Here is a 22,727-nt window from a genome sequence, read left to right as displayed (position 1 = left end):
AATATATAAAAGAAGATAATTCCCTATATAAATAAGGGAATTATCTTCTTTTATTATTTTTAATGTAAATCACGATATACGCCAATTACTTTTCCAATAACTGACACTTGTTTTAAAATGATAGGTTCTAATGAAGAGTTTTCCGGCTGTAGACGGAAGTGGTCTTTTTCTTTATAGAAACGTTTAACAGTTGCTTCGTTATCCTCTGTTAAGGCAACGACAATTTCACCGTTGTATGCAGATTGTTGTTGGCGGACAACAACTAAATCTCCATCAAAGATACCAGCTTCAATCATGCTATCTCCAGAAATACGTAACATAAATACTTGATCTGATCCAGAAACGATACTAGCTGGAAGTGGGAAGTGCTCTTCTACACTTTCGACTGCTGTAATCGGTAAACCGGCAGTAACTTTTCCGACGATTGGAACTTGAATAACAGATTGTGTTTCTGTATCCATTCGGTCATCGCCTAAAATTTCGATTGCTCGTGGTTTTGTTGGATCGCGTCGGATATAGCCCTTTTCTTCTAGTCGTGATAAATGTCCGTGCACTGTAGAACTAGAAGCGAGGCCGACTGCTTGACCGATTTCACGTACGGAAGGTGGATATCCTTTTTCTTGTACTTTTAGCTTAATAAAGTCGAGAATGTCTTGCTGGCGTTTCGTTAACTTTTCCATGTTTTCTAACACCTCGTTTTCTTTCGTTTTTCTTATTAATAAGTATAACATGCGAAAAAACATTCTACAAACATAAGTTCGAACAAAAGGGAGATTTATGATACACTAGAGAGAAAATATAGCGAGAAAGAAGGGTTCAAAATGAATGCAATTGTTTATGCACGTGTGAGTACAACAAAAGAAGCACAAGAAACATCGTTATTGCGTCAAAAGGATGAATTATTGCATTTAGCTGAGCGCTATGAAATGAATGTGACAAAAGTGATTGAGGAACAGGCTAGTGGCTATACAATTGAACGTGATGGCATATTAGAAGTATTAGATACAATTCGAGATGAACAAGTTGATGCACTTCTAATACAAGATGAAACACGTCTTGGTAGAGGGAATGCGAAGATTGCGTTAATGCATTGTTTACATAAAGAGGGAATAAAAGTATATACACATACGCATAATGGTGAATTACAATTGTCGGATTCTGATTCGATGGTATTAGATATAATTAGTATTGTTGAAGAATATCAAAGAAAGATTCATAACTTGAAAATTAAACGTGGTATGCAACGCGCGGTAGAAAAAGGCTATCGGCCAGAAAATAATTTGAAAAATCGTCATTTAAGCGTAGGGCGAGAGAAAAAAGAAGTGCCAATTGAGGAAATTGTACGTTTGCGCAAGAGTGAACTCACTTTCGAAGAAATTGCGGCAACGCTTCGTGGATTTGGTCATAATGTTTCAAAAGCGACTGTACATCGTAGATACGTAGAGTATACAAAGCAATTGCTTGATAAAGAAGAGTAACTATTGTATGATAATAATCAGTTTTGATTAGAAGGGGGATTCGAGATGCTTAATCACGAACTCGTTGAACGCATTAACTTCTTAGCGAAAAAAGCAAAAGCTGAAGGTTTAACTGAAGAAGAACAACGTGAGCGTCAATCGCTACGAGAACAATATTTAAAAGGATTTCGTCAAAATATGTTAAACGAACTTAAAGGAATTAAAGTCGTTAACGAAGAAGGTACAGATGTTACACCAGCGAAATTAAAAGCTTTAAAAAAGCAAGATAATGCAAAATTAAATTAAAAGATGGGCGAAGCCCATCTTTTTTATTTGTTATTTAATAACTTTCCAGTTGTTATTTCTCGTTGCTTCTATTCTTTTATGCTTCAATATATAGTTAGCAATAAGTTCAGACATATCTGTTGGAATATCTTTTATTACTGGTTTATTTTGAAACATGAAGAAGTTCCCTCCGCCGTTTGCTCGATAATTATTCATAACAACGTCATATTCTTCATTTATATCGAGTGTAGCGCCTTTATACTGTAAAGACTCTACTCTTTCACCAATTGGTTTTGAAATGTTTAATACATACGAAATCCCTTCCCACATATCGTAATTATAATGCGCAGGTTTTGGTTCTATGAATGCAGGATTAACAATTATATCTCCAACTTTATTTAATGTGAAATAAGAAGCAGAAAGTTCGAGAGCATCTTTTATATCGGCTCCAGTCACTCGAATAACTTTTAATGTGTTTGGGTAAATATAATTGGAAACGATATCCCGCATTGTGACATGTTTCGGGAATCCTGGAGATGTATTATGAAACAAACTTGTACAAGAAATAGAAACGTTAGCTATATCCATCTGGATTTTATTTATGAATTCAATAAAAGGATGGTCTTGCAAACGAGTTTGCATAGCATCTGAAATTCGCATGTCTCCATGAATGATGCCAATAGGCTGATCAAGCCATTTTTGTGTTTTCTCTTCATAATCGGCGACCAAGGAAAGAACATCTTTGTCGGCCTCGATTCCTTGCACAGGCAATAATTGTGCGTAACTATTTTTCTTTACCCATTTTTGTTCTGTTTTTTCGAATATTACTTTTACCTTTCCAACGGAGTGTCCATTGCATCCGGTCTGTAAAATTGTTACACCATTATCTAAAGTTTGAGCAATTTCTCGGTGTTGGTGGCCTGTTAGTAAAATATCTATACCATCAATTTCATCATACATTGCGTATCCTTGGTTTTCACCTGTTAAAACTTCAGTCGGTACTCCTGTTTGAAAATCGCGTTCAAATCCTCCGTGATAGGCTACGACTAGTAAATCGGGCTGCTCATGTTTACGGATGTAAGGAACCCACTTTTTTATTGTTTCTAATGCATCTTCAAATAGTAAATCTTTAATATGATGGGCCTGTTCCCAATTCGGGATGTAATGTGTTGTTGCCCCTAAAATAGCAATTTTTATATTTGATTCAATATGTTTTATTATATAGGGTTTCCCGAAATAAGGTTCTTTTATGTTTTTATCTAAAATGTTTGCTGATAAGTACGGGAAGTTTGCAGTTTCTACAGCATGATTTAATATATCCATTCCATAATTAAATTCATGATTGCCGATAATTGCAGCATCATAATTTAAATAGTTGGCCAATAAGGACATTGGATTTTTCTTATCTTTTTCGTATGTAGCGTAATGATAAGTTAAAGGTGTTCCTTGTATGAAATCACCGTTATCAACTAAAAGAACGTTTGTATTTTTGGAACGTTCTTTTTTATAAGAGTAGAAATTTTAGCTAAACCAATTTCTGCTTTGGAGTTATCTTGGTAGTGAATTGGATACACAGTACCATGTACATCGCTTGTTAATAAAATATTTAAAGTTACAATTTGATTTTGATTCAATACCATTCACCTTTTCTATTGTTATCTTTCAATTAATCATATCAAATATATGAAAAGAATTTTAATCAGAATGTATAGAATGTGTAAAGATTCTGTAAATAAGTAATTGTTTGTAAAAATATGTGATATATTTCTTCATGTTTACGGAAGGTTATTTTATAACAACGAAAAATGGAGGCATTCACATGTTGAAAAAAGTTTTTGCAATGAGCACAACAGTTGTACTAGCAGCGGGGTTATTAAGTGGCTGTGGAACGAAGGAATCAAGTGCAAGTAAAAATGAGGATACGAAAAAAGGTTATGTACCGAAGACGTTAAATGTTCAATTTGTTCCTTCTCAAAATGCAGATACGTTAGAGGCAAAAGCAAAACCATTGGAAAATCTATTAAGTGATAAATTAAACATTCCGGTAAAAGTTAGTATTTCAACGAATTACAATACAATTGTAGAAGCTATGGCATCAAAACAAGTAGATGTAGGATTTTTACCTCCAACAGCGTATGTGTTAGCGCATGAGAAAAAGGCTGCAAACGTAATATTACAGGCGCAACGTTTTGGGGTAGATGATGAAACTGGAGCTCCCACAAAGGACTTAGTAGATTTTTATAAATCAGAGTTTGTTGTTAAGAAAGATTCTAATATTAACAGTGTAAAAGAATTAAAGGGTAAAAAAATTGGTTATCAAGATGTAACATCATCAGCAGGGTATGTATGGCCTGCAGCTGTATTGTTAAAAGAGGGAGTCGATCCGCTAAAGGATGTGAAACCTGTTACATTAAAAGGTCATGATCAGTCACTTATTGCTCTTTTAAATGGTGATGTTGATGCAGCTGTTGTATTCCAAGATGCTCGTAATATTGTAAAAAAAGATTATCCGAATATATTCGATCAAACGAAAATAGTAAAATTTACGGAGAAAATTCCAAACGATACGATTTCTGTACGTTCTGATTTAGATGCGGAGTGGAGCAAGAAATTACAAGATGCTTTCATTGAAATAGGAAAGAATGAAGAAGGGCACAAAATCATTAAAGAGGTATACTCACACGAAGGATATGTGAAATCTGATGATAGTAAATTTGATATCGTTCGTGACTATGGAAAGAAAGTGAAAACACAATAATACATATGGAAATGGCGACTAACTGGAAAGTGTGTGATTTCAGTTAGTTTGCCGTTTTTCAGTTATTGATAATACATAGAAGGTAGGTAAGATGTGTGATAGAGTTTCAAAATGTCTCCAAAGTGTATCCAAATGGTACGAAAGGATTGAAAAACATAAATTTAAAAATTCAAAAAGGTGAATTTGTTGTAATGGTCGGGCTATCTGGGGCTGGAAAATCTACACTCCTCAGATCAGTAAATCGCCTTCATGAGATTACAGAAGGAGAAATTATTATTGAAGGTGAGTCTATTACTGCTGCAAAAGGCAAAGAGTTACGACGCATGCGCCGAGATATTGGTATGATTTTTCAAAGCTTTAACCTTGTAAAGCGATCCACGGTACTGAAGAATGTATTAGCCGGGCGTGTTGGATATCATTCGACATTACGTACAACGTTAGGCTTGTTTCCGAAGGAAGATTTGGAACTTGCATTTCAGGCTTTGAACAGGGTAAATATTTTAGAAAAAGCATATGCACGAGCAGATGAATTATCAGGAGGACAACAGCAACGTGTATCGATTGCTAGAGCATTGGCACAAGAAGCGAAAATTATATTGGCAGATGAGCCTGTTGCTTCGTTAGACCCACTGACAACAAAGCAAGTAATGGATGATTTGAAAAAAATTAATGAAGATTTTGGAATTACGACAATTGTAAACTTACATTCTATTGATTTAGCGAGGCAATATGCTACACGCATTATTGGATTACATGCAGGTGAAATTGTTTTTGATGGTGTAGTAGATGAGGCAACGGATGAAAAATTTGCTGAAATTTATGGGGACGTAGCTCAGAAAAGCTCACTATTAGAGGTGGCAGCTAAATGAATGACGTGACGATATATTCGAAATCGATACCGAAGCCGCCGAGTAAATTGAAACATATGTTAACGGTTATTCTAGTTATTTTACTGTTGTGGGGTAGTAGTGTACAGGTCGACGCATCATTTTCAAAACTAGTAGTTGGTTTTCCAAATATGATGGATTTATTGAAGGAAATGGTGCCACCAGATTGGAGTTATTTTCAAGTTATTACAACAGCAATGTTAGATACAATACGCATGGCGATTATTGGAACGACTTTAGGAGCGATTTTAGCCATTCCACTTGCACTATTTGCAGCAAGTAATGTATTTACTAGTGTATTTTTGTACGGTCCAGCTCGATTGATTTTAAATTTTATACGAACGATACCAGATTTATTATTAGCGGCTATTTTTGTAGCGATTTTTGGAATAGGACCACTTCCAGGTATTTTGGCTCTTACTTGTTTCTCGGTTGGGCTCGTAGCGAAATTATTGTATGAGTCAATTGAATCAATTGATCCAGGTCCATTAGAAGCGATGACAGCTGTAGGAGCGAATAAGGTGCAATGGATTGTTTATGGGGTCATTCCGCAAGTGAAAGCGCACTTTGTTTCCTACGTACTTTATACATTTGAGGTGAATGTACGTGCCGCAGCCGTTCTAGGTTTAGTAGGAGCAGGTGGCATTGGTTTATATTATGATCGTACACTTGGATTTTTACAATATCAACAAACTGCTTCCATTATTATTTATACCCTTGTTGTTGTATTGTTAATTGATTATATAAGTACATTGTTGCGGGAGAAATTATAATGAGTAAAACGACGATAATCGTACCAAAACCGAAGAAACCGAGTGTAAATCGCTGGATTATTTTTATAGCACTAACAGTTATATATGTATGGGCCTTTTCAGGTGTCCCACTCGAGGGAATAAAAAATACAGCGGGAGAAATTACAAAAGCAATTATGACAGGCGTGTTGAACCCAGATTGGTCGTATGTATCTTTGCCTGATGGTGAAGATTTATTACATGGTTTGATTGATACGTTGGCAATTGCAATATTAGGTACATTTATTTCTGCCTTTTTATCTGTTCCATTTGCTTTTTGGGCGGCAACGAATATGAGTAGTGGAAAATTAACTTCAGGTGCTGGGAAATTTGTACTTAGTTTTGTTCGTACATTTCCTGAATTAGTTATGGCTCTTTTATTTATAAAAGCTGTTGGGCCAGGCTCTTTTGCCGGAGTTCTAGCTTTAGGGTTACACTCTATCGGAATGTTAGGGAAACTATATTCGGAAGGAATTGAAAATATAGATAAGGGACCGACCGAGGCGTTAATATCAACAGGTGCAAATCGGTTTCAAATACTTTGGTATGCGGTATTACCACAAGTGTTACCAGATTTTCTATCGTATACGTTATACAGGTTCGAAATTAATGTGCGATCCGCTGCGATTTTAGGTGTAATTGGAGCAGGTGGTATTGGTACGCCATTAATTTTTGCATTAAGTTCACGGAATTGGTCTCGTGTGGGAATTATTTTATTGGGCATCATTCTAATGGTAATTATAATCGATTTTATTTCAAGTTCGATTCGAAAACGGATTGTTTAACGGATTTTAAAAGCATCGAAGTCAGATGCTTTTTTGTCTTTTTAAGTGTTTATTAAAAGAAGTCTGTACGTTTGTATAAATATACAGATAATTCCCTTTCTTTTTAAAATAAAAACAATAAAAAAGTATGTCATATTGAATACCCATACATTCCCGAAATCATTGGTTTTTTTATAAAAAATCAAAAAAACATCAACATATTTGTCGATACATGTTGTATAATCTTGCGTGGGAAGCTATCATATAAATGTATAAAACGTTTACTAATATAAGCGAAGGGAAGAATAGCATGTCACATTCAATCGAACAACTTTCTATCAACACGATTCGCACATTATCCATCGATGCGATTGAAAAAGCAAACTCTGGTCACCCAGGAATGCCAATGGGTGCAGCACCAATGGCTTATACATTATGGACTCAATTTATGAAACATAATCCAAATAACCCAACGTGGTTTAACCGCGATCGTTTCGTATTATCTGCAGGTCATGGTTCAATGTTATTATACAGCCTACTTCACCTATCTGGTTATGATGTAACAATGGATGACTTAAAGAACTTCCGTCAATGGGGAAGTAAAACTCCAGGACATCCTGAGTACGGTCATACTGCAGGTGTAGACGCAACTACTGGTCCACTTGGACAAGGTATTGCAACTGCTGTAGGTATGGCAATGGCTGAAAGACATTTAGCGGCTAAATATAACCGTGATGCGTATAATGTAGTAGATCATCATACATACGCTATTTGTGGTGATGGAGATTTAATGGAAGGCGTTTCTGCTGAAGCATCTTCATTAGCTGCTCATTTACAATTAGGTCGTCTTGTTGTGCTTTACGATTCAAACGATATTTCATTAGATGGCGATTTAAATCGTTCATTCTCTGAAAGTGTAGAAGATCGTTACAAAGCATACGGATGGCAAGTAATCCGTGTTGAGGATGGAAACGATATTGAAGCAATCGCGAAAGCAATTGAAGAAGCGAAAGCTGACGAAAAACGCCCAACGCTAATTGAAGTAAGAACGACAATTGGTTTCGGTTCTCCAAACAAATCAGGAAAATCAGCTTCACACGGTTCTCCACTTGGTGTAGACGAAACAAAATTAACGAAAGAAGCATACGCTTGGACTGCTGAACAAGACTTCCATGTAGCAGAAGAAGTATATGACAACTTCCGTAAAACAGTACAAGATGTTGGTGAAACAGCGCAAGCAGCTTGGAACACGATGTTAGGTGAATATGCACAAGCATATCCAGAATTAGCAAACGAACTGCAAGCAGCAATGAACGGTCTTCTTCCAGAAGGTTGGGAACAAAGCTTACCAACTTATGAATTAGGATCAAAAGCAGCAACACGTAATTCTTCAGGTGCTGTAATTAATGCAATTGCAGAGTCTGTACCATCATTCTTCGGTGGATCTGCTGACCTTGCTGGTTCTAACAAAACATATATGAATAACGAAAAAGACTTTACAAGAGAAGATTACAGCGGTAAAAACATTTGGTACGGTGTACGTGAATTCGCAATGGGTGCAGCAATGAACGGTATTGCACTACATGGTGGTTTAAAAACTTACGGTGGTACGTTCTTCGTATTCTCTGACTACTTACGTCCAGCAATTCGTCTTGCAGCATTAATGCAATTGCCAGTAACGTATGTATTCACACACGACAGTATCGCTGTTGGTGAAGACGGTCCAACACATGAGCCAGTTGAGCAATTAGCAGCGCTTCGTGCAATGCCAAATGTATCTGTTATTCGTCCAGCTGACGGTAACGAATCTGTTGCGGCTTGGAGATTAGCTTTAGAATCTACAAAAACACCAACTGCTTTAGTATTAACTCGTCAAGATCTTCCAACATTAGAAGGCGCAAAAGAAGATACGTATGAAAAAGTTGCAAAAGGTGCATATGTAGTTTCTGCAAGCAAGAAAGAAACAGCTGATGTAATTTTACTTGCATCTGGATCTGAAGTAAGTCTAGCTGTTGAAGCACAAAAAGCGTTAGCAGTAGACGGCGTTGACGCAGCTGTTGTCAGCATGCCATCTATGGATCGCTTTGAAGCTCAAACTGCTGAGTACAAAGAATCTGTATTACCAAAAGCAGTAACAAAACGTTTCGCAATCGAAATGGGTGCTACATTCGGATGGCACCGTTACGTAGGTCTTGAAGGAGATGTGTTAGGTATCGATACATTCGGTGCTTCTGCTCCTGGTGAGAAGATTATGGAAGAGTATGGATTTACTGTAGAGAACGTTGTTCGTAAAGTAAAAGAAATGCTTTAATGATTTTAGAAAAATCTCTCCGGCATGGAGAGGTTTTTCTATGTAAATGAGTTTTTTCGACAGAAAAAGTTTTTTATCTCTCCGCAGTCAGACAATCATTGCAAATTTTCTTCTATATAATGAAGAGAAAAGGTTGTCCAGATTGGGAGGCTGAAAATGAAAACGTATGAATTGTATTTAATTCAAGAGGATATTGCGAAAGCTTATTTTGGTCGTGAATATTTGTTTTTTGATTTATTTGCTCGATTTTCAGAATCTGGGTCCCTTTCGGAGAAAAAAGTGTTATATAAACAAATGATGTATATAACGATGCCATTACAAGTAATGAAAATTCATCATAAATTAGAGCAAGCTTTGCGTGTTCTTGGTAAATATGATAGAACACATCATACGCATACACTTTTTACGGGAGCGGAATATGGCGAAATAATAGTGAAACCACACTATATTCGCATGAATACCTCTGGAAATGTCTCTATGGAAACGACTTTCTTTGAGGTGTTAAGAAAGTGTGAACTAACATTTTTAGCTATGGATTATGAAAATACAAAGTACGGATGGTTGAATCCTTTAAAACAAGTACGAACATATGTGTAAAAAATGTCGAATTCTATCTTGTCTTATTGAAAAGGTTTTAGTACACTGTAAGGTAGACAACATGAAGGAGGAAAATATATGCCAATTTGGTTAGGTATTCTAGTGGGCGTAGTAGCACTAGTAGCAGGCGTGGCGTTAGGATTTTTCATTGCCCGCAAATACATGATGAACTACTTAGAAAAAAATCCACCAATTAATGAACAAATGTTAAAAATGATGATGATGCAAATGGGACAAAAACCTTCCCAAAAGAAAATCAATCAAATGATGAGCGCGATGAGCAAGCAACAAACAAAATAAGCGCTAAAGGGCACTCGATAAGAGTGCCCTTTCCTATTGGATTTTGAAAGTATTTAAAACTTTTAAAAATTCTGTATTTTTGTTAAACTGAAAACATCGCTCATTTTAAGGGAGGAGGATAAATATGAAAGTATTTTTTAATTTAGCTTGGTTTTTTAAACAAGAAAAACGAGCGTACATAATTGGGATTATTATGTTATTTGGTGTCGCGCTTCTTGAACTTGTAGCCCCGAAAGTACTAGGTATTGTAGTAGATGAAATTAATAATGGAACATTAACATCTGAAAAATTGTTGAAGTGGGTTATTCTGTTAGTTGTTGTAGGAATTACTATGTACATATTGCGTTATTTGTGGCGTATTATGATTTTTGGATCTTCTTTAAAATTAGCCCGTCAATTACGAAAGAATTTATATGAACATTTTACAAAGATGAGTCCAACTTTCTATCAATCACGTCGTACAGGCGATTTGATGGCGCATGCGACCAATGATATTCAGGCAATTCAGCAAACTGCTGGATCGGGTGTTTTAACACTTGTTGACTCATTAGCAGTTGGAGGATGTGTACTTGTGGCGATGGGGTTTACAATTAGTTGGAAGTTGACATTATTAAGTTTAATTCCGATGCCAATTGTAGCGATTTCTACAAATTATTATGGAACTTTATTGCATAGAAGATTTCATAAAGCGCAGCAATCGTTTTCTGAAATCAATGATAAAGTACAAGAAAGTATGAGTGGGATGAAGGTGATTCGCTCGCTTGGACAAGAGAAAGAGGATTTGGAAGCATTTCGGAAGAAATCAGAAGATGTCGTACATAAAAATATGTTAGTCGCACGTATTGACTCGTTATTCGATCCAACGATTGCACTTATTGTCGGGTTTTCGTTTTTAATCGCAGTTTGTTACGGATCTTTATTAGTAGTACGGGGCGAATTAACTGTAGGAGAGCTAGTAACGTTTACAACATACTTAGGGACTCTTGTATGGCCAATGTTAGCTTTTGGATGGTTGTTTAATATTATGGAACGTGGACGCGCTTCGTATGATCGTGTGGAGAAAATACTTTCACAAACTTCAGATGTAGTAAATAAGGAAAACGCTATAAATACTATAGCAAGTGGTGATGTTTCATTTGCTATTGATTCATTTTCTTATAAGAAAAATGAACTATTAAACTTAAAAGATATTTATGTTAATTTAAGAAAAGGTGAAACGCTAGGTATTGTGGGACGTACCGGTGCAGGGAAGACGACGTTGTTAAAATGTTTAATTCGAGAATATGATCATTTTAATGGTGAATTAAAAGTTGGTGAGCGGGATATTCGAGATGTAACACTTCATGGTGTACGTTCTGCAATTTCATACGTGCCGCAAGATCATTTTTTATTTTCAGCGAGTATTGGAGAGAACATTGCATTCGGAAAGGTCGATGCTACATATAAAGAAATTGCGCGTGCTGCTGAAATTGCTTGTATTCATAATGATATCGTTCAATTTTCAGAAGGGTATGATACGGTAGTAGGTGAAAGAGGTGTTTCACTATCGGGAGGTCAAAAACAGCGGATTTCAATTGCGCGTGCTTTATTAACGAATGCTGAAATTTTAATTTTAGATGATTGTTTATCAGCTGTCGATGCAAAAACAGAAGAAACTATATTATCCGCATTGAAACGGGAAAGAGCAGAAAAAACGACGATTATTACTGCACACCGTTTAAGTGCAATTCAGCATGCAAACATTATTCTTGTGATTGATGAAGGAGCGGTAGTGCAACGAGGAACACATGAACAATTGATGGGAGAAAATGGTTGGTATAAAGAAATGTACGAAAGCCAGCAACTAGAGGCGTTAGTAGAGAAAGGAGGCGTATGATGGCTGAGAAAAAGCGGAGTGATTTAAGAAGATTACTTTCTTATCTGAGACCATATAAAAGGTTATTAGCATTAGCATTTTTATTCCTAGTTGGTGCAACTGTAACTGAAATGATGGGTCCTTTTTTAATTAAACAATTTCTTGATGAACATTTAGTACCGCGTAACTTTGATCAATCAGCACTTGTTACTCTATTTGTAGTGTATATAATTGCACATTTATTAAAAGTATTATTTACGTATTTAGATTTATTGTACTTTCAAAATATAGCTTTTAAGATTGTTCAAGATATGCGAGTTGAAGTGTATGAACACGTTCAAAAATTGTCATTAAGTTTCTTTGATCGTACGCCGATAGGTACACTCGTATCTCGCATAACAAATGATACGGAAGCGATTAAGGATTTTTATGTAAGTGTACTATCAACATTCGTAAAAAATGTAGTGTTTTTAGTAGGGATTTTAGTGGCGATGTTTTTATTAGATGTAAAATTAGCACTATTTTCTCTTATATTAATTCCAATTATGTTTGCTATTATGGTGCTATATCGCCGGAAAAGTGCAGCTTTTTATTTAGAAGTACGTAATCAATTAAGCGTATTAAATGCGAAGTTAAATGAGTCCATTCAAGGAATGAATATTGTTCAAGTATTCAGACAAGAAAAACGTATGAGAAAAGAATTTGAAGAGGTGAATAATAAACATTATAGTGCAGGACGACGCACGTTAAAGTTAGACGCATTACTTTTACGTCCAGCAACGGATTTAGTTCATATTGTAGCAATTGCATTAGTACTTGGTTTATTCGGAATTGACGCTTTAAAGAGTCCCGTTGAAGTAGGAGTTTTATATGCGTTTGTTAACTATATTCATCGTTTCTTCCAACCTGTAAATGAGATGATGATGAAATTATCATTTTTCCAACAGGCACTTGTTTCATCATCACGTGTATTTCATTTAATAGATGAGAAAGATTTAGCGCCGGTTCAAAAAGGGGATGGGAATCCTCAAGTAGTTAATGGAGATATTGAATTTAAAAATGTTACTTTTTCGTATGATGGAAAGCGTGATGTTTTAAAAAATGTATCTTTTCATGTGAAACAAGGGCAAACGGTTGCTTTTGTTGGGCATACTGGTAGCGGAAAAAGTACCATTATGAATTTACTAATGCGATTTTATAATATTAAGTCGGGAAACATTGTAATAGACGGTGTAGATTTAGAGAAATTTGAAGAACGAGAAATTAGAAAGAGAATAGGACTCGTATTGCAAGATGCATTTTTATTTGCAGGAAATGTAAAGCAAAATATTCGTATGTACAATGAAGAAATTACAGATGAAGAAGTAAAAGAAGCTGCGCAATTTGTGCAAGCCAATACGTTTATTGAAAAATTACCAAAGCAGTATGAAACAGAAGTAGTAGAAAGAGGAGCTGCATTTTCTAGTGGTCAACGACAATTAATTGCTTTTGCTAGAACGATAGCAACTAATCCGAAAGTGTTAGTATTAGATGAGGCAACAGCTAATATCGATACAGAAACAGAAGAGGCTATTCAAACAGCGTTGCAGCAAATGAGAAAAGGTAGAACGACGATAGCGATTGCTCACAGGTTATCTACAATTCAAGATGCAGATCAAATATTCGTTATGCATGATGGAGAGATAGTAGAAAGGGGAACACATCAAGAGTTACTGAGTGAGCAAGGGTTGTATTATAATATGTATTTACTACAAAATAAAGGAAGCTTGCAAAAGGCCTTGTAATATACAAGGTCTTTTTTACTTTGTATATAAAATATATTTACTCTTTGTTTTTATAGCATACATGTCGTGTCCATTTAGTAAAGTTGTACATATTGTATGTATACGGAATGAAAAAATTTGATAGGAGATTTTATATGCAAAACAGATCGAGTTCAAATGTTACGTTTATCGATGTGTCTCATTGGGAAGGGAGTATTGATTGGAATGCAGTGAAGGCATCTGGCATTCCAGCAGCATATGCAAAAGCGACAGAAGGTGTAAATTATCTTGATCCTACTTTTGTTCAAAATGTACAAGCGGCACGAAATGCGAATGTATTAATCGGTGCATACCATTTTGCACATCCAGAACAAAATGATGCAATTTCAGAAGCGAAATATTTTGTGAGTATATTACAAAGCAATCAAACAGACTTAATGCCAGTTCTAGATTTAGAGTCACCAACAGATCCGAGTAATAGTAATTTAACTGGTACCGCTATATCTAATTGGGCAAGAAGTTTCATAAATTATGTGAAACAGGCTACTGGAAAAAATGTAATGTTATATACAGGAGTTTGGTATATTAATGAGTTTGGAATTAACGGGTTAAGTGATATTCCACTTTGGATTGCTAGATATTCTAGTACACCGCCTGCTGATGCTGGTGGATGGACAGAGTGGACAGCGTGGCAATACACTGATTCTGGCCAAATTTCAGGTGTAGGAAATTGTGATGTATCAGCAGCAGTTTCATTAGAAGCTTTGCAAGGGAATGGATCGAGTGGTGGAGGGAATGTTTCTCCGCCTAATAATGCAACTCCAGTTTACGGTGTTGCTGTAATTAATGGCGATAATGTAAATTTACGGACTGGACCATCTTTACAATCTAGTGTAATTCGCCAGCTAAATCGAGGTGAATCATATGAAGTTTTGAGCGAACAAGATGGTTGGCTTGCTTTGGGTGGAAATGAATGGATATACTATGATTCGAGTTATATTCAGTATAAACATTATGTGGCGACTATTACTGGTGACAATGTGAATCTACGGGATGCTCCATCATTAAGTGGAAATGTTATAAGACAGTTACATCATGGTGAGGCATATCGAGTATGGTGTAAGCAAGATGGCTGGCTCGGATTAGGTGGAAATGAATGGATATATTATGATTCGAGTTATATTCAGTATGGTGTATAATAAAGTCAACGTAAAAGGTATCTCGCCTGAGATACCTTTTATCCCGCGATTTGCAGGCAGTAAGAATCTCGGCGAATGCGAGGAAGATAGGTGGGAGTTGCCCGTAAAAGGCCGATTGGTGAGGGCTAATAATGAGTGGGTGATAGAACAAAACACTGATTAAAGTGTCACTCTATGAAAAAATTAATTTTCACAAGTTGTATATTAAAAGCATAGTATAATACAATGGGGATATTTATAAAAAATAATCAAAAATTGAAATAAAGGAGTAAAAATATGGATTATGTGCTAATAGGTGTAATTTTAATATTATTAGCTGCAGTATTCGTACTGTTTTATAAAAATAAACAGTTGGAATCAGAGAGCCAGCAGGTGGAATTTGAAAAAAAGCAAGCGATTGAAACGTATGAAAGTGAAATTGCAGCCACGGTTACAGAACATAAAGAGCAACAAAATACGTTAAAAAATATGGAACAGAAAAAGTATAATGATTTACAAGTTAGTACAGCTAGAGAACTTGAAAATATGCGTATGATGAAAAATCAATTAGCTATGCAACATAGTAAAGAACGTAGTGAAATGCAAGATAAACATAGTAATGAAATACATATGTTTCAAAAGTTAATTGCAGATTTACGAGAGTATACTAAAAATAGCGCTGAAGTAAATACGCATGAAACATTACATTATATGAAGCAAGGATTTTTAGAACAAGAAATCATACAAGAAGATGAATTTCATATTATGCCGAATGTTTTTATTAGAGATAAACTTGGAATAAACGATATTCGAATCCATCATCTTATCTTATATAAAACTGGTATGTATTTACTTGAGACGAGAGAGTGGACAGGAAAATTAATTCATGGTGTAACGAAAGAGAATGCTAGTATATATTCATTTATGCTTGATGAAATAGGTAAGTATCAACAAGAAATTAAAAAAGAAGAGACGCTTGAATGTATTACAGGTGAAGATTCGTTAACTATACAAGTGAAAAATGAAGGGAATCCAGTATATAAAGCGAAGAAACAATCTCAAATTTTATACAATTGTTTGAAAGAATTGCAAGTTGATATTGTAAAAGAAAACGTAAAGCCAATTGTATATTTTTATAATGAGAGTGGTAAAGAAGTACTAGATCTTTCTAATGAGGACACACCTAGATTAAAAGATAGGGAGCAAATCGTAGCGTTTTTCAAAAATGAAGTTTTAACAGGGGAAGTAATATATACAGCGCAAGAGTTACAAAAGATAAGAGAAATGCTTTGCCAGGTGAATTAAAAAGGGGGAGATTTTTCTGGGTGCTCTATTACATGGGATTTTGTATGTTTATTTTTGTTTGTATATAGTCATGTACATTGCGTTTATTTTCGTTATCGATATAGTTCATATGTCATTAAGTGTAAAGAGTATTTTTGTAGTAGTTATGCCATTTATTTTATTAGTCATGATTCAAAGAGTCATCTTACGTGCTTCTACAAGTCGTAATAAAGAAAAGAAACAAATGTTACGTGTAATGATAGTAGGGATCATTCCATTAATAGTGTGTGCTGTACAATTAAGTATGAATGAGTACACTTCCAATTTTAATCGAGATCGGTGGTTAAATGACGAAGAGAAACGGGTACATATGGTAGATGATTTCATGCGAAAATATAAATTAATAGGGAAATCAAATGAAGAAATTACACAATTGTTAGGAACGCCTACTGAAACGAGAAATGAGGAAGAAGGGGTCATCACTTTGTACTATCTTGGGACAGAACGTGGCTTCATTCCAATAGATAGTGAACAGCTTATTTTCCAATTTGATAGAGATGGTAGAGTTTTGACATATAAGGTACAGAGAGGGTAAAGAAACTTAGAGAGAAGCTATATGTTATAGCTTCTTTTTATTTTTCAATATGTTATAGAAAGGGAATATGAATTTTGGATGGAATAAGGAATGAAAGTGGAGGTGATGCATATATATGGATGTATTGGGTTGTTTTTATCTCGCAAAAGCCTGGTTGATGAGGGCTAATAATCAGTGGGGGTGGCCAAAACCCCCACTGATTAAAGTGTCGCTTTATCATATTGTATAAATGAAAAGGAGGTAAGACGGTGAAGACGATACCGACTGAAGTCCTGAGTAAAGAATTGATGGAAAGAGAAGGTGTTATATCTATTACAGTAAAGGAATTTGAAAAGATAGAAGTAGCTGGAGTAGTCGTTGCTGGTCCTGCTGTTATTTTAATTAATCAAGATTGATTACATATTTTCAATATAGAAAAGTAGTGAAAGCATCCGGATAGGATGCTTTTTATTTGTATGGAAGAGGGCGTATAGTAGATAATTGGGATACTGGAGGGAGAGTATGTGGCAATTATTATAACGATGTTATTAATGGGTATTTTATTAGGATTTGTTGGAGCAGGGGGAGCTGGATTTATTATCGCGATACTCACTTTAGTATTTCATATTCCTATTCACGTTGCACTTGCAACATCTTTAACTGCTATGGCATTTACGACGTTATCTGGAGTTATAAGTCATTATCGTGAAGGAAATGTTGTACTTATGATAGGCGGGATTGTTGGTGGATTTGGAGCGCTTGGTTCTTATATCGGTTCAAAGTTTGGTTCGCTTATACCAGCACATCTTCTCCATTGGTTTACAGCTGGGATGTTATTTTTATCAGCAATTTTTATGTTTATTAAATTGATTATGTCTCTAAATAAGCAACAGCCACCCTTATGTGGACAGAAAAAACTTTCAAAAAACAACTTGATGAAATGTATATGTTTAGGATTAGTTACTGGAATGTTGGCTGGTTCATTCGGGATTGGTTCAGCCCCTTTTATACAACTTGGACTAATGGTTCTTTTAGGATTAACGATACAGCAATCTGTAGGAACGACTATGCTTGTTATATTACCCATTGCAATTGGAGGCGGGATTGGATATAGTTCGGAAGGGTATTTAGATTATATATTGTTATTGCAAGTATTAATTGGGACGATGTTAGGAGCATATATCGGTGCGAAGTTTACAAATTATGCACCACGCATGCTGTTGAGATTTTCAATGATTATGACGCCAGTTTTAGCCGGATGTATGTTATTGATGGAATAAAACTACTATAGCAAGGTATTAATATATTTTACGAATGAATTATATAAGTAATTCATATTTCCCATATAAAAGAATTTGCATTAATATTATGAGTATAAAGTTCGAGTATTCGAAGTACTACTTGAATTATATCCCTATCCCTTTTCTAAAAATGCGAACAAGTTTTGCCCTATTCTATTCAATACTTAATTGCATAGAAATATATTGTTCGATGACCATTATGGAACGTACATAATGGGAAAATCCCGATCCTTAAAGAGGATGCCCCTAATCTTCATGTGAAAATATGATCGGACAAGAAAGCTGGCCAATTGATGGTCAGCTTTCTTTTTGTTCCAAAACTATTTCTTCTTTAACCTCTGTTTGCAATAATAACGTTTTTCCAAAGCGACGTTTACATTCAGCCCGAACTTTTTGAATAGCTAGTAGTTGAGAAGTGGCGGGAACTGTGACGGTAGCTTGGCGAGGTTTTCGATTTTCTTCACAAAAGACACATTCCACAACATATTTAGAAATCATAATTTCATCCTTCCGTTTTTAATTTCTAAGAAGGGACTGCCTATGAAGTTGATGTATTCTTTCGTCACCGTTTATTTTTTTCCTCTTTTTTCAAGGGGAAAATAAAAAAGAAGGCGAATTTTAGTAGGGGAGGGATGTTTATGGAGAGATGGATAGGTACGGCAGCTATATGTATGAATGACAGAAATGAAATTTTAATGGTGCTGCAAGGCAAAGAAGGGGAAGAAAAAAGGTGGTCTGTACCAAGTGGAGGACTTGAAAAGGGAGAAACACTAGAAGAATGTTGTATCAGGGAAGTTTGGGAGGAAACAGGCTACAATGTGGAAGTTGTAAATAAAATATACGAAAAAGAAGGTATTACATACGGAATTCCAGTGTATGTTCATTATTACTTTGTTAAAAAAATAGGCGGTAGTATGAAAATTCAAGATCCTGATGAGTTAATACATGAAATTGACTGGAAAGGGATACAGGAAGTTGAAAAATTATCGCTAGCTTTTCCGGAGGATTACGAGTTAATATGTCAATATATAAATGAAAAAGCAAGTATGTAAATACTTGCTTTTTAATGTATCCAAGATAAGAAAAGCGGAACGATAACTAAACTAGCACCCGCTGTTAAAAGCATGGATAAACTTGCGATTGTTCCTTCAACAGGGCCGATTTCGAATGCTTTTGATGTACCAGTTCCATTTGCGCTCGTTCCTAACATAATACCTTTTGCGAGCGCGGTTTTAATGCGGCAAATACGTATAAGGGAAGGGCCGAGTAATGCTCCTGTTAAGGCAGTTAAAACGACAAATACAGCTGTTAATTGTGACATGCCACCAATCATTTCTGAAATAGCCATTGCGATTGGTGTCGTTACAATATGCGGTGCTAAACTATGTTCTAGTGACGAATCAATTTGAAAATAATTTGCTAGTAGTGCCGAAGTAATAACTGATAAAAATGAACCAACGATGACGTTAAGTAAGATGGCGATTCCGTGTTTCTTTAATAAATCAAAGTATTTATAGATTGGCCATGCAAAAGCAACTGTTGCAGGTTTTAATAATTCTGTTAGCCATTGACCACCAGATTCATATGTTTCATAAGGTGTGTCTAGTCCAAGCAATAAAGCGATTAAAATAATGGGACAGACAAGGAGAGGAGAAAGTAAGCTCCAATTCCAACGTTGATATATTTTTTTAGATATCCAATATGTCAATAGTGTTAATAGTAAACAAAGAAAGCCGATCATTGCGTTGATCCTTTCCGCTTAAGTAGCAATTCTGTTAATAGTCCTGTTACGAGAGTAACACAAAGTGTACTAATCATAATAATTAAAATGAGATCGATTCCATATTGTGATAGTGTATCTTTGTAACGAATAACAGCGACTGCAGAAGGAATAAAAAATAAAATAAGTTCTTTTAATAAAAAGTCTGCTCCGTCCTGTATCCACTCTTTTTTAACTAGGTTAAATTTTAATGAAATTAATAATAAAAAAATACCGATTATACTTCCTGGAACTGGGAGGTGTGCCTGTTTTGCGATCCATTCACCTGTCCAAGCGAAACAAAATAATAATAAAATTTGTCCACTTAACTTCCACCATTTCATACAGTAACCACCTCTTTCTTTTTTTACATAAAAATTGTAAAAAAGAATTAACAATTTCTACTATACGTTCATTCAAAATATTTGTCTAATATATAAATTATATGTTATTAATATATTAGACGTATTAATTGAAATTGAAAAGGGTGTCCAAAATGGAATTACGGCATTTGCAATATTTTGTTGTTGTGGCAGAAGAGTTACACTTTGGACGAGCGGCTGCTCGTTTACAAATGACACAACCGCCACTTAGTCAACAAATTCAGCAATTAGAAAAAGAAATGGGAGTTCTGTTATTTTCAAGAACGAAGAGAAAGGTTGAATTAACAGAAGCAGGAGAAATGTTTTTAAAAGAAGTAAAAAAAGCGTTTGAGCAAATTGAAAAAGCAGTAGAAGTTGCACAAAGTGCGCAAAGGGGAGAAGTTGGATCACTCTCAATTGGTTTTGTAGGTGCGGCGATATATGATATTTTACCGTCTATCGTCAGGGAGTATAGAAAGAAATTTCCGAGAGTGTCTGTCGCATTACATGAATTATCTACACCAGATCAAGTGCATGCACTTCATGATAATCGTATTGATATTGGATTTTTACGGCCGCCAATTTCAACACAATTATTAGAGTTAGAACCAATTCAAAGGTTATCTTGTACTTTATGTTTGCCAAAGGCACATCCACTTGCAGAGAAAGATGAAATACATATAGAAGATTTACGCGATGAACCGTTTGTTTTTATTACGAGACCAGTATGGCCGGCGTTGTATGATACAATTTTATCTCTTTGTCGAGAGGTTGGCTTTAGTCCTCAAATTGTACAAGAAGCAACAGAATATCAAACAGTTATGGGGCTTGTAGCAGCAGGGATTGGGATTACAGTAATCCCTGTATCGGCAAATAAATTATATAAAACAGAAGTTGTATATAAAGAGTTATATGATTCTAATTTTGTTGCAGAAATGTCGGTAGCTTATAAAAAAATGAATAGTAATCCAGAGCTGTTAGAGTTTTTAAAAATTGCAAGAGAGAAGAAACGAATAGAAGTAGAAGATGAGTAATATTAGTAACGGTAAATAGATTTAATTCGAATATATAAAAGTACACCTTATTAAACAATAAAGCGGAAATGCAGCTTAAGTGCATTTCTGTTTTATTTTTCTTTTTTTAGCTCGATACTGAAAAGATAAACGTGTTCATTTTCTTTTAAGAGTAGATCAATACCTGTTTCTTCATCAATTGTAGGGACGCTTACAGTTTCTTTACTTGTTTGGATTACAGCAGCTAAAATTGTTTTCTGATTATATCTTAAATTTTTTGCAGATTGAATTGTAATAGTTGCAGAACTATTTACACCTAGAGGTGCTTCTTCAGGAGCAAGCGTTGAACCACCGTCAATATTAATATACCATTGACCTTTTTCTTTTACATCTTTATCAAATTGGAAATGTGGTGGTATGAAAGAGAGTTTTATTTTCTTTTCTAGAAAATGTGATGAAGCGATGTTAGTAATCTCTTTTACTTTTTTACCATTTTGATAATAATCAATCGTAGCATTTATTTCATCTTTATCATTATTAAGTGTAACGTTATAAAACATACTATTTCCTTCTTGAATAGGCGTCATTTGTAAAATAGAAGACTGTTCTTTTGTTAACTTGTAAGCTTCTACAGAAGCAACTTCATTATTTTGTATTTGGTTACAACTAGTAAAGAAAAGTAAAGATAAGATAAATAATACGTTTATACGCATAGTATAAACCCTCCTCTTTTTACAATTATAATTTAAATATGAATAAATTCCCATTTTCCTTTCTAGGACTAAAGACTTAGAAAAGATTCAGATTGTAGTGCGATGTTTGTAATGTCATATTTTTATACACTAGTAGTATAGAATGCGTATGTTATAAGGTAGGGGAAGAAATTTATGTCTTTATGTCGGTTAGCGAGAAAAAATATAAGAACATTTGCTGTCAAAAGGATGAAGCAATTCATGTGGATTGCCATGTGTACTGCAATTTTGTTTTTTATGATGTCGCTACAATTTAATGAACTAGCGACTGGGAAAGTAGGGGCAACATTTTTGTTTCAAATGTGTTTTTACACGCTGTTTATTTTATTGATTTTTATATGTATTTTTATTGCGTATAAAATGACGAATTCTCTTCTGCAAGTGAGGAGAGAGGAATTTAAATCTTATGTAGTAGGGAATATGAAAAAAAATGAAATACTATGTTTATTATGTCAGGAGCAATTATTCATTTATGGAGCAGCGTCTGTTTTCGGTCTAGTTCATGGGATGTTATTTTTGAAATTATTCACGATTATCTTTATGAAAATAGCAGGGATACAAGGGATAAATAGTGCACCAATTACAATATATGCAATAGCAGTTGTTAGTATAATTATGATGGCTGTCGTCGTATTATCGATGATGCAATGTTGTCGATTTGTTCGAAGTTTAAAAGACGGAAATTTGTTTCAGTTTGAGAAAAAGGCATGAGAAATCATGCCTTTTTCTATTTTAC

At 35.0% G+C, this 22,727-nt stretch carries 24 protein-coding genes and 1 pseudogene; 19 read left to right on the top strand and 6 right to left on the bottom strand.

The features are described 5' to 3' along the window. Positions 1-59 precede the first annotated feature (59 nt). Positions 60-680: a transcriptional repressor LexA gene (gene lexA / locus BTOYO_RS04475; protein WP_000413736.1), complete on the bottom strand. Its 621-nt coding sequence runs from the start codon at positions 678-680 to the stop codon at positions 60-62. 141 nt (positions 681-821) lie between these two features. Between lexA and BTOYO_RS04470 the strand changes: the two genes are divergently transcribed. Next, positions 822-1,478 carry a YneB family resolvase-like protein gene (locus BTOYO_RS04470; RefSeq protein WP_000991792.1) on the top strand — a complete coding sequence of 219 codons (657 nt, stop codon included), beginning with the start codon at positions 822-824 and terminating at the stop codon, positions 1,476-1,478. 45 nt (positions 1,479-1,523) lie between these two features. Next, the gene (locus BTOYO_RS04465) at positions 1,524-1,763 is read left to right on the top strand and encodes a DUF896 domain-containing protein (RefSeq protein ID WP_000931861.1); all 240 of its coding nucleotides are present in this window, start codon (positions 1,524-1,526) and stop codon (positions 1,761-1,763) included. Between the two features lie 30 nt (positions 1,764-1,793). Here the strand turns inward: BTOYO_RS04465 and BTOYO_RS04460 are convergent. Continuing rightward, positions 1,794-3,376: pseudogene (locus tag BTOYO_RS04460) on the bottom strand (bifunctional metallophosphatase/5'-nucleotidase). Between the two features lie 185 nt (positions 3,377-3,561). Here BTOYO_RS04460 and BTOYO_RS04455 point away from each other — a divergent pair. The 14 genes from BTOYO_RS04455 to BTOYO_RS04385 all read left to right on the top strand — a co-directional run bounded on the left by BTOYO_RS04455 (position 3,562) and on the right by BTOYO_RS04385 (position 18,084). Beyond that, the gene (locus tag BTOYO_RS04455) at positions 3,562-4,500 is read left to right on the top strand and encodes a phosphate/phosphite/phosphonate ABC transporter substrate-binding protein (RefSeq protein WP_000915069.1); all 939 of its coding nucleotides are present in this window, start codon (positions 3,562-3,564) and stop codon (positions 4,498-4,500) included. A gap of 95 nt (positions 4,501-4,595) precedes the next feature. Further along, complete coding sequence (phnC, locus tag BTOYO_RS04450) at positions 4,596-5,369, top strand: phosphonate ABC transporter ATP-binding protein (RefSeq protein WP_000569223.1); 774 nt, start codon at positions 4,596-4,598, stop codon at positions 5,367-5,369. Beyond that, complete coding sequence (phnE, locus tag BTOYO_RS04445) at positions 5,366-6,160, top strand: phosphonate ABC transporter, permease protein PhnE (protein ID WP_001000771.1); 795 nt, start codon at positions 5,366-5,368, stop codon at positions 6,158-6,160. The genes phnC and phnE (BTOYO_RS04445) overlap by 4 nt, the downstream gene beginning before the upstream one ends. Beyond that, positions 6,160-6,963 carry a phosphonate ABC transporter, permease protein PhnE gene (phnE, locus tag BTOYO_RS04440; protein WP_000047884.1) on the top strand — a complete coding sequence of 268 codons (804 nt, stop codon included), beginning with the start codon at positions 6,160-6,162 and terminating at the stop codon, positions 6,961-6,963. Before phnE (BTOYO_RS04445) ends, phnE (BTOYO_RS04440) begins: the two co-directional genes overlap by 1 nt. Positions 6,964-7,252: 289 nt before the next feature. Next, positions 7,253-9,253 (top strand): transketolase, encoded by a 2,001-nt coding sequence (tkt, locus tag BTOYO_RS04435; RefSeq protein WP_000019759.1) that lies wholly within the window; start codon positions 7,253-7,255, stop codon positions 9,251-9,253. Between the two features lie 156 nt (positions 9,254-9,409). Next, on the top strand, positions 9,410-9,850 hold the full coding sequence (sirA, locus tag BTOYO_RS04430; protein WP_000860638.1) for a sporulation inhibitor of replication protein SirA: 441 nt from the start codon (positions 9,410-9,412) through the stop codon (positions 9,848-9,850). 78 nt (positions 9,851-9,928) lie between these two features. Then, positions 9,929-10,150, top strand: a complete 222-nt coding sequence (locus BTOYO_RS04425; protein WP_001123316.1) for a YneF family protein — start codon at positions 9,929-9,931, stop codon at positions 10,148-10,150. Between the two features lie 124 nt (positions 10,151-10,274). Next, the gene (locus BTOYO_RS04420) at positions 10,275-12,026 is read left to right on the top strand and encodes an ABC transporter transmembrane domain-containing protein (RefSeq protein ID WP_000862305.1); all 1,752 of its coding nucleotides are present in this window, start codon (positions 10,275-10,277) and stop codon (positions 12,024-12,026) included. After that, positions 12,026-13,789, top strand: coding sequence for an ABC transporter ATP-binding protein (locus BTOYO_RS04415; RefSeq protein WP_023441004.1), 1,764 nt, complete (start codon positions 12,026-12,028; stop codon positions 13,787-13,789). The genes BTOYO_RS04420 and BTOYO_RS04415 overlap by 1 nt, the downstream gene beginning before the upstream one ends. A gap of 134 nt (positions 13,790-13,923) precedes the next feature. Continuing rightward, complete coding sequence (locus BTOYO_RS04410; RefSeq protein ID WP_001181410.1) at positions 13,924-14,967, top strand: GH25 family lysozyme; 1,044 nt, start codon at positions 13,924-13,926, stop codon at positions 14,965-14,967. Positions 14,968-15,243: 276 nt separating this feature from the next. Beyond that, a complete protein-coding gene (locus BTOYO_RS04400) occupies positions 15,244-16,251 on the top strand; it encodes a nuclease-related domain-containing protein (RefSeq protein ID WP_000386795.1) in 1,008 nt (335 codons plus the stop codon). Positions 16,252-16,321: 70 nt separating this feature from the next. Continuing rightward, positions 16,322-16,825, top strand: coding sequence for a hypothetical protein (locus BTOYO_RS04395; RefSeq protein ID WP_002039335.1), 504 nt, complete (start codon positions 16,322-16,324; stop codon positions 16,823-16,825). A 248-nt stretch (positions 16,826-17,073) separates the two neighbouring features. Further along, entirely contained in the window at positions 17,074-17,220 is a 147-nt protein-coding gene (locus BTOYO_RS04390; RefSeq protein ID WP_000849372.1) for a BC1881 family protein, read from the top strand. Between the two features lie 108 nt (positions 17,221-17,328). Continuing rightward, on the top strand, positions 17,329-18,084 hold the full coding sequence (locus BTOYO_RS04385) for a sulfite exporter TauE/SafE family protein (RefSeq protein ID WP_000974639.1): 756 nt from the start codon (positions 17,329-17,331) through the stop codon (positions 18,082-18,084). Between the two features lie 318 nt (positions 18,085-18,402). Here BTOYO_RS04385 and BTOYO_RS04380 read toward each other — a convergent pair whose 3' ends face one another. Continuing rightward, a complete protein-coding gene (locus BTOYO_RS04380) occupies positions 18,403-18,603 on the bottom strand; it encodes a DUF3903 domain-containing protein (RefSeq protein ID WP_000624210.1) in 201 nt (66 codons plus the stop codon). A 140-nt stretch (positions 18,604-18,743) separates the two neighbouring features. On the opposite strand from BTOYO_RS04380, the gene BTOYO_RS04375 reads away from it, so the two are divergent. After that, complete coding sequence (locus BTOYO_RS04375; RefSeq protein WP_000442987.1) at positions 18,744-19,157, top strand: NUDIX hydrolase; 414 nt, start codon at positions 18,744-18,746, stop codon at positions 19,155-19,157. An 11-nt stretch (positions 19,158-19,168) separates the two neighbouring features. On the opposite strand, the gene BTOYO_RS04370 is transcribed toward BTOYO_RS04375, so the two are convergent. Together BTOYO_RS04370 and BTOYO_RS04365 are read right to left on the bottom strand one after the other, a co-directional pair. Continuing rightward, on the bottom strand, positions 19,169-19,846 hold the full coding sequence (locus BTOYO_RS04370; protein ID WP_000578968.1) for an LrgB family protein: 678 nt from the start codon (positions 19,844-19,846) through the stop codon (positions 19,169-19,171). After that, positions 19,843-20,208 carry a CidA/LrgA family holin-like protein gene (locus BTOYO_RS04365; RefSeq protein ID WP_000872363.1) on the bottom strand — a complete coding sequence of 122 codons (366 nt, stop codon included), beginning with the start codon at positions 20,206-20,208 and terminating at the stop codon, positions 19,843-19,845. The genes BTOYO_RS04370 and BTOYO_RS04365 overlap by 4 nt, the downstream gene beginning before the upstream one ends. Before the next feature lie 152 nt (positions 20,209-20,360). Between BTOYO_RS04365 and alsR the strand changes: the two genes are divergently transcribed. Next, positions 20,361-21,260: an acetoin biosynthesis transcriptional regulator AlsR gene (alsR, locus tag BTOYO_RS04360; protein ID WP_000423218.1), complete on the top strand. Its 900-nt coding sequence runs from the start codon at positions 20,361-20,363 to the stop codon at positions 21,258-21,260. Positions 21,261-21,352: 92 nt separating this feature from the next. On the opposite strand, the gene BTOYO_RS04355 is transcribed toward alsR, so the two are convergent. Next, on the bottom strand, positions 21,353-21,952 hold the full coding sequence (locus BTOYO_RS04355) for a hypothetical protein (protein ID WP_001222411.1): 600 nt from the start codon (positions 21,950-21,952) through the stop codon (positions 21,353-21,355). Between the two features lie 174 nt (positions 21,953-22,126). Here BTOYO_RS04355 and BTOYO_RS04350 point away from each other — a divergent pair, with 174 nt between their 5' ends. Then, a complete protein-coding gene (locus BTOYO_RS04350) occupies positions 22,127-22,702 on the top strand; it encodes an FtsX-like permease family protein (RefSeq protein WP_000050640.1) in 576 nt (191 codons plus the stop codon). Positions 22,703-22,727: the final 25 nt, after the last annotated feature.

The sequence above is a fragment of the Bacillus toyonensis BCT-7112 genome, from assembly GCF_000496285.1.
Taxonomy (GTDB): Bacteria; Bacillota; Bacilli; order Bacillales; family Bacillaceae_G; genus Bacillus_A; species Bacillus_A toyonensis.
Note: the sequence above shows the minus strand (reverse complement) of the source record. Positions and strands in the feature narration are given on the sequence as shown.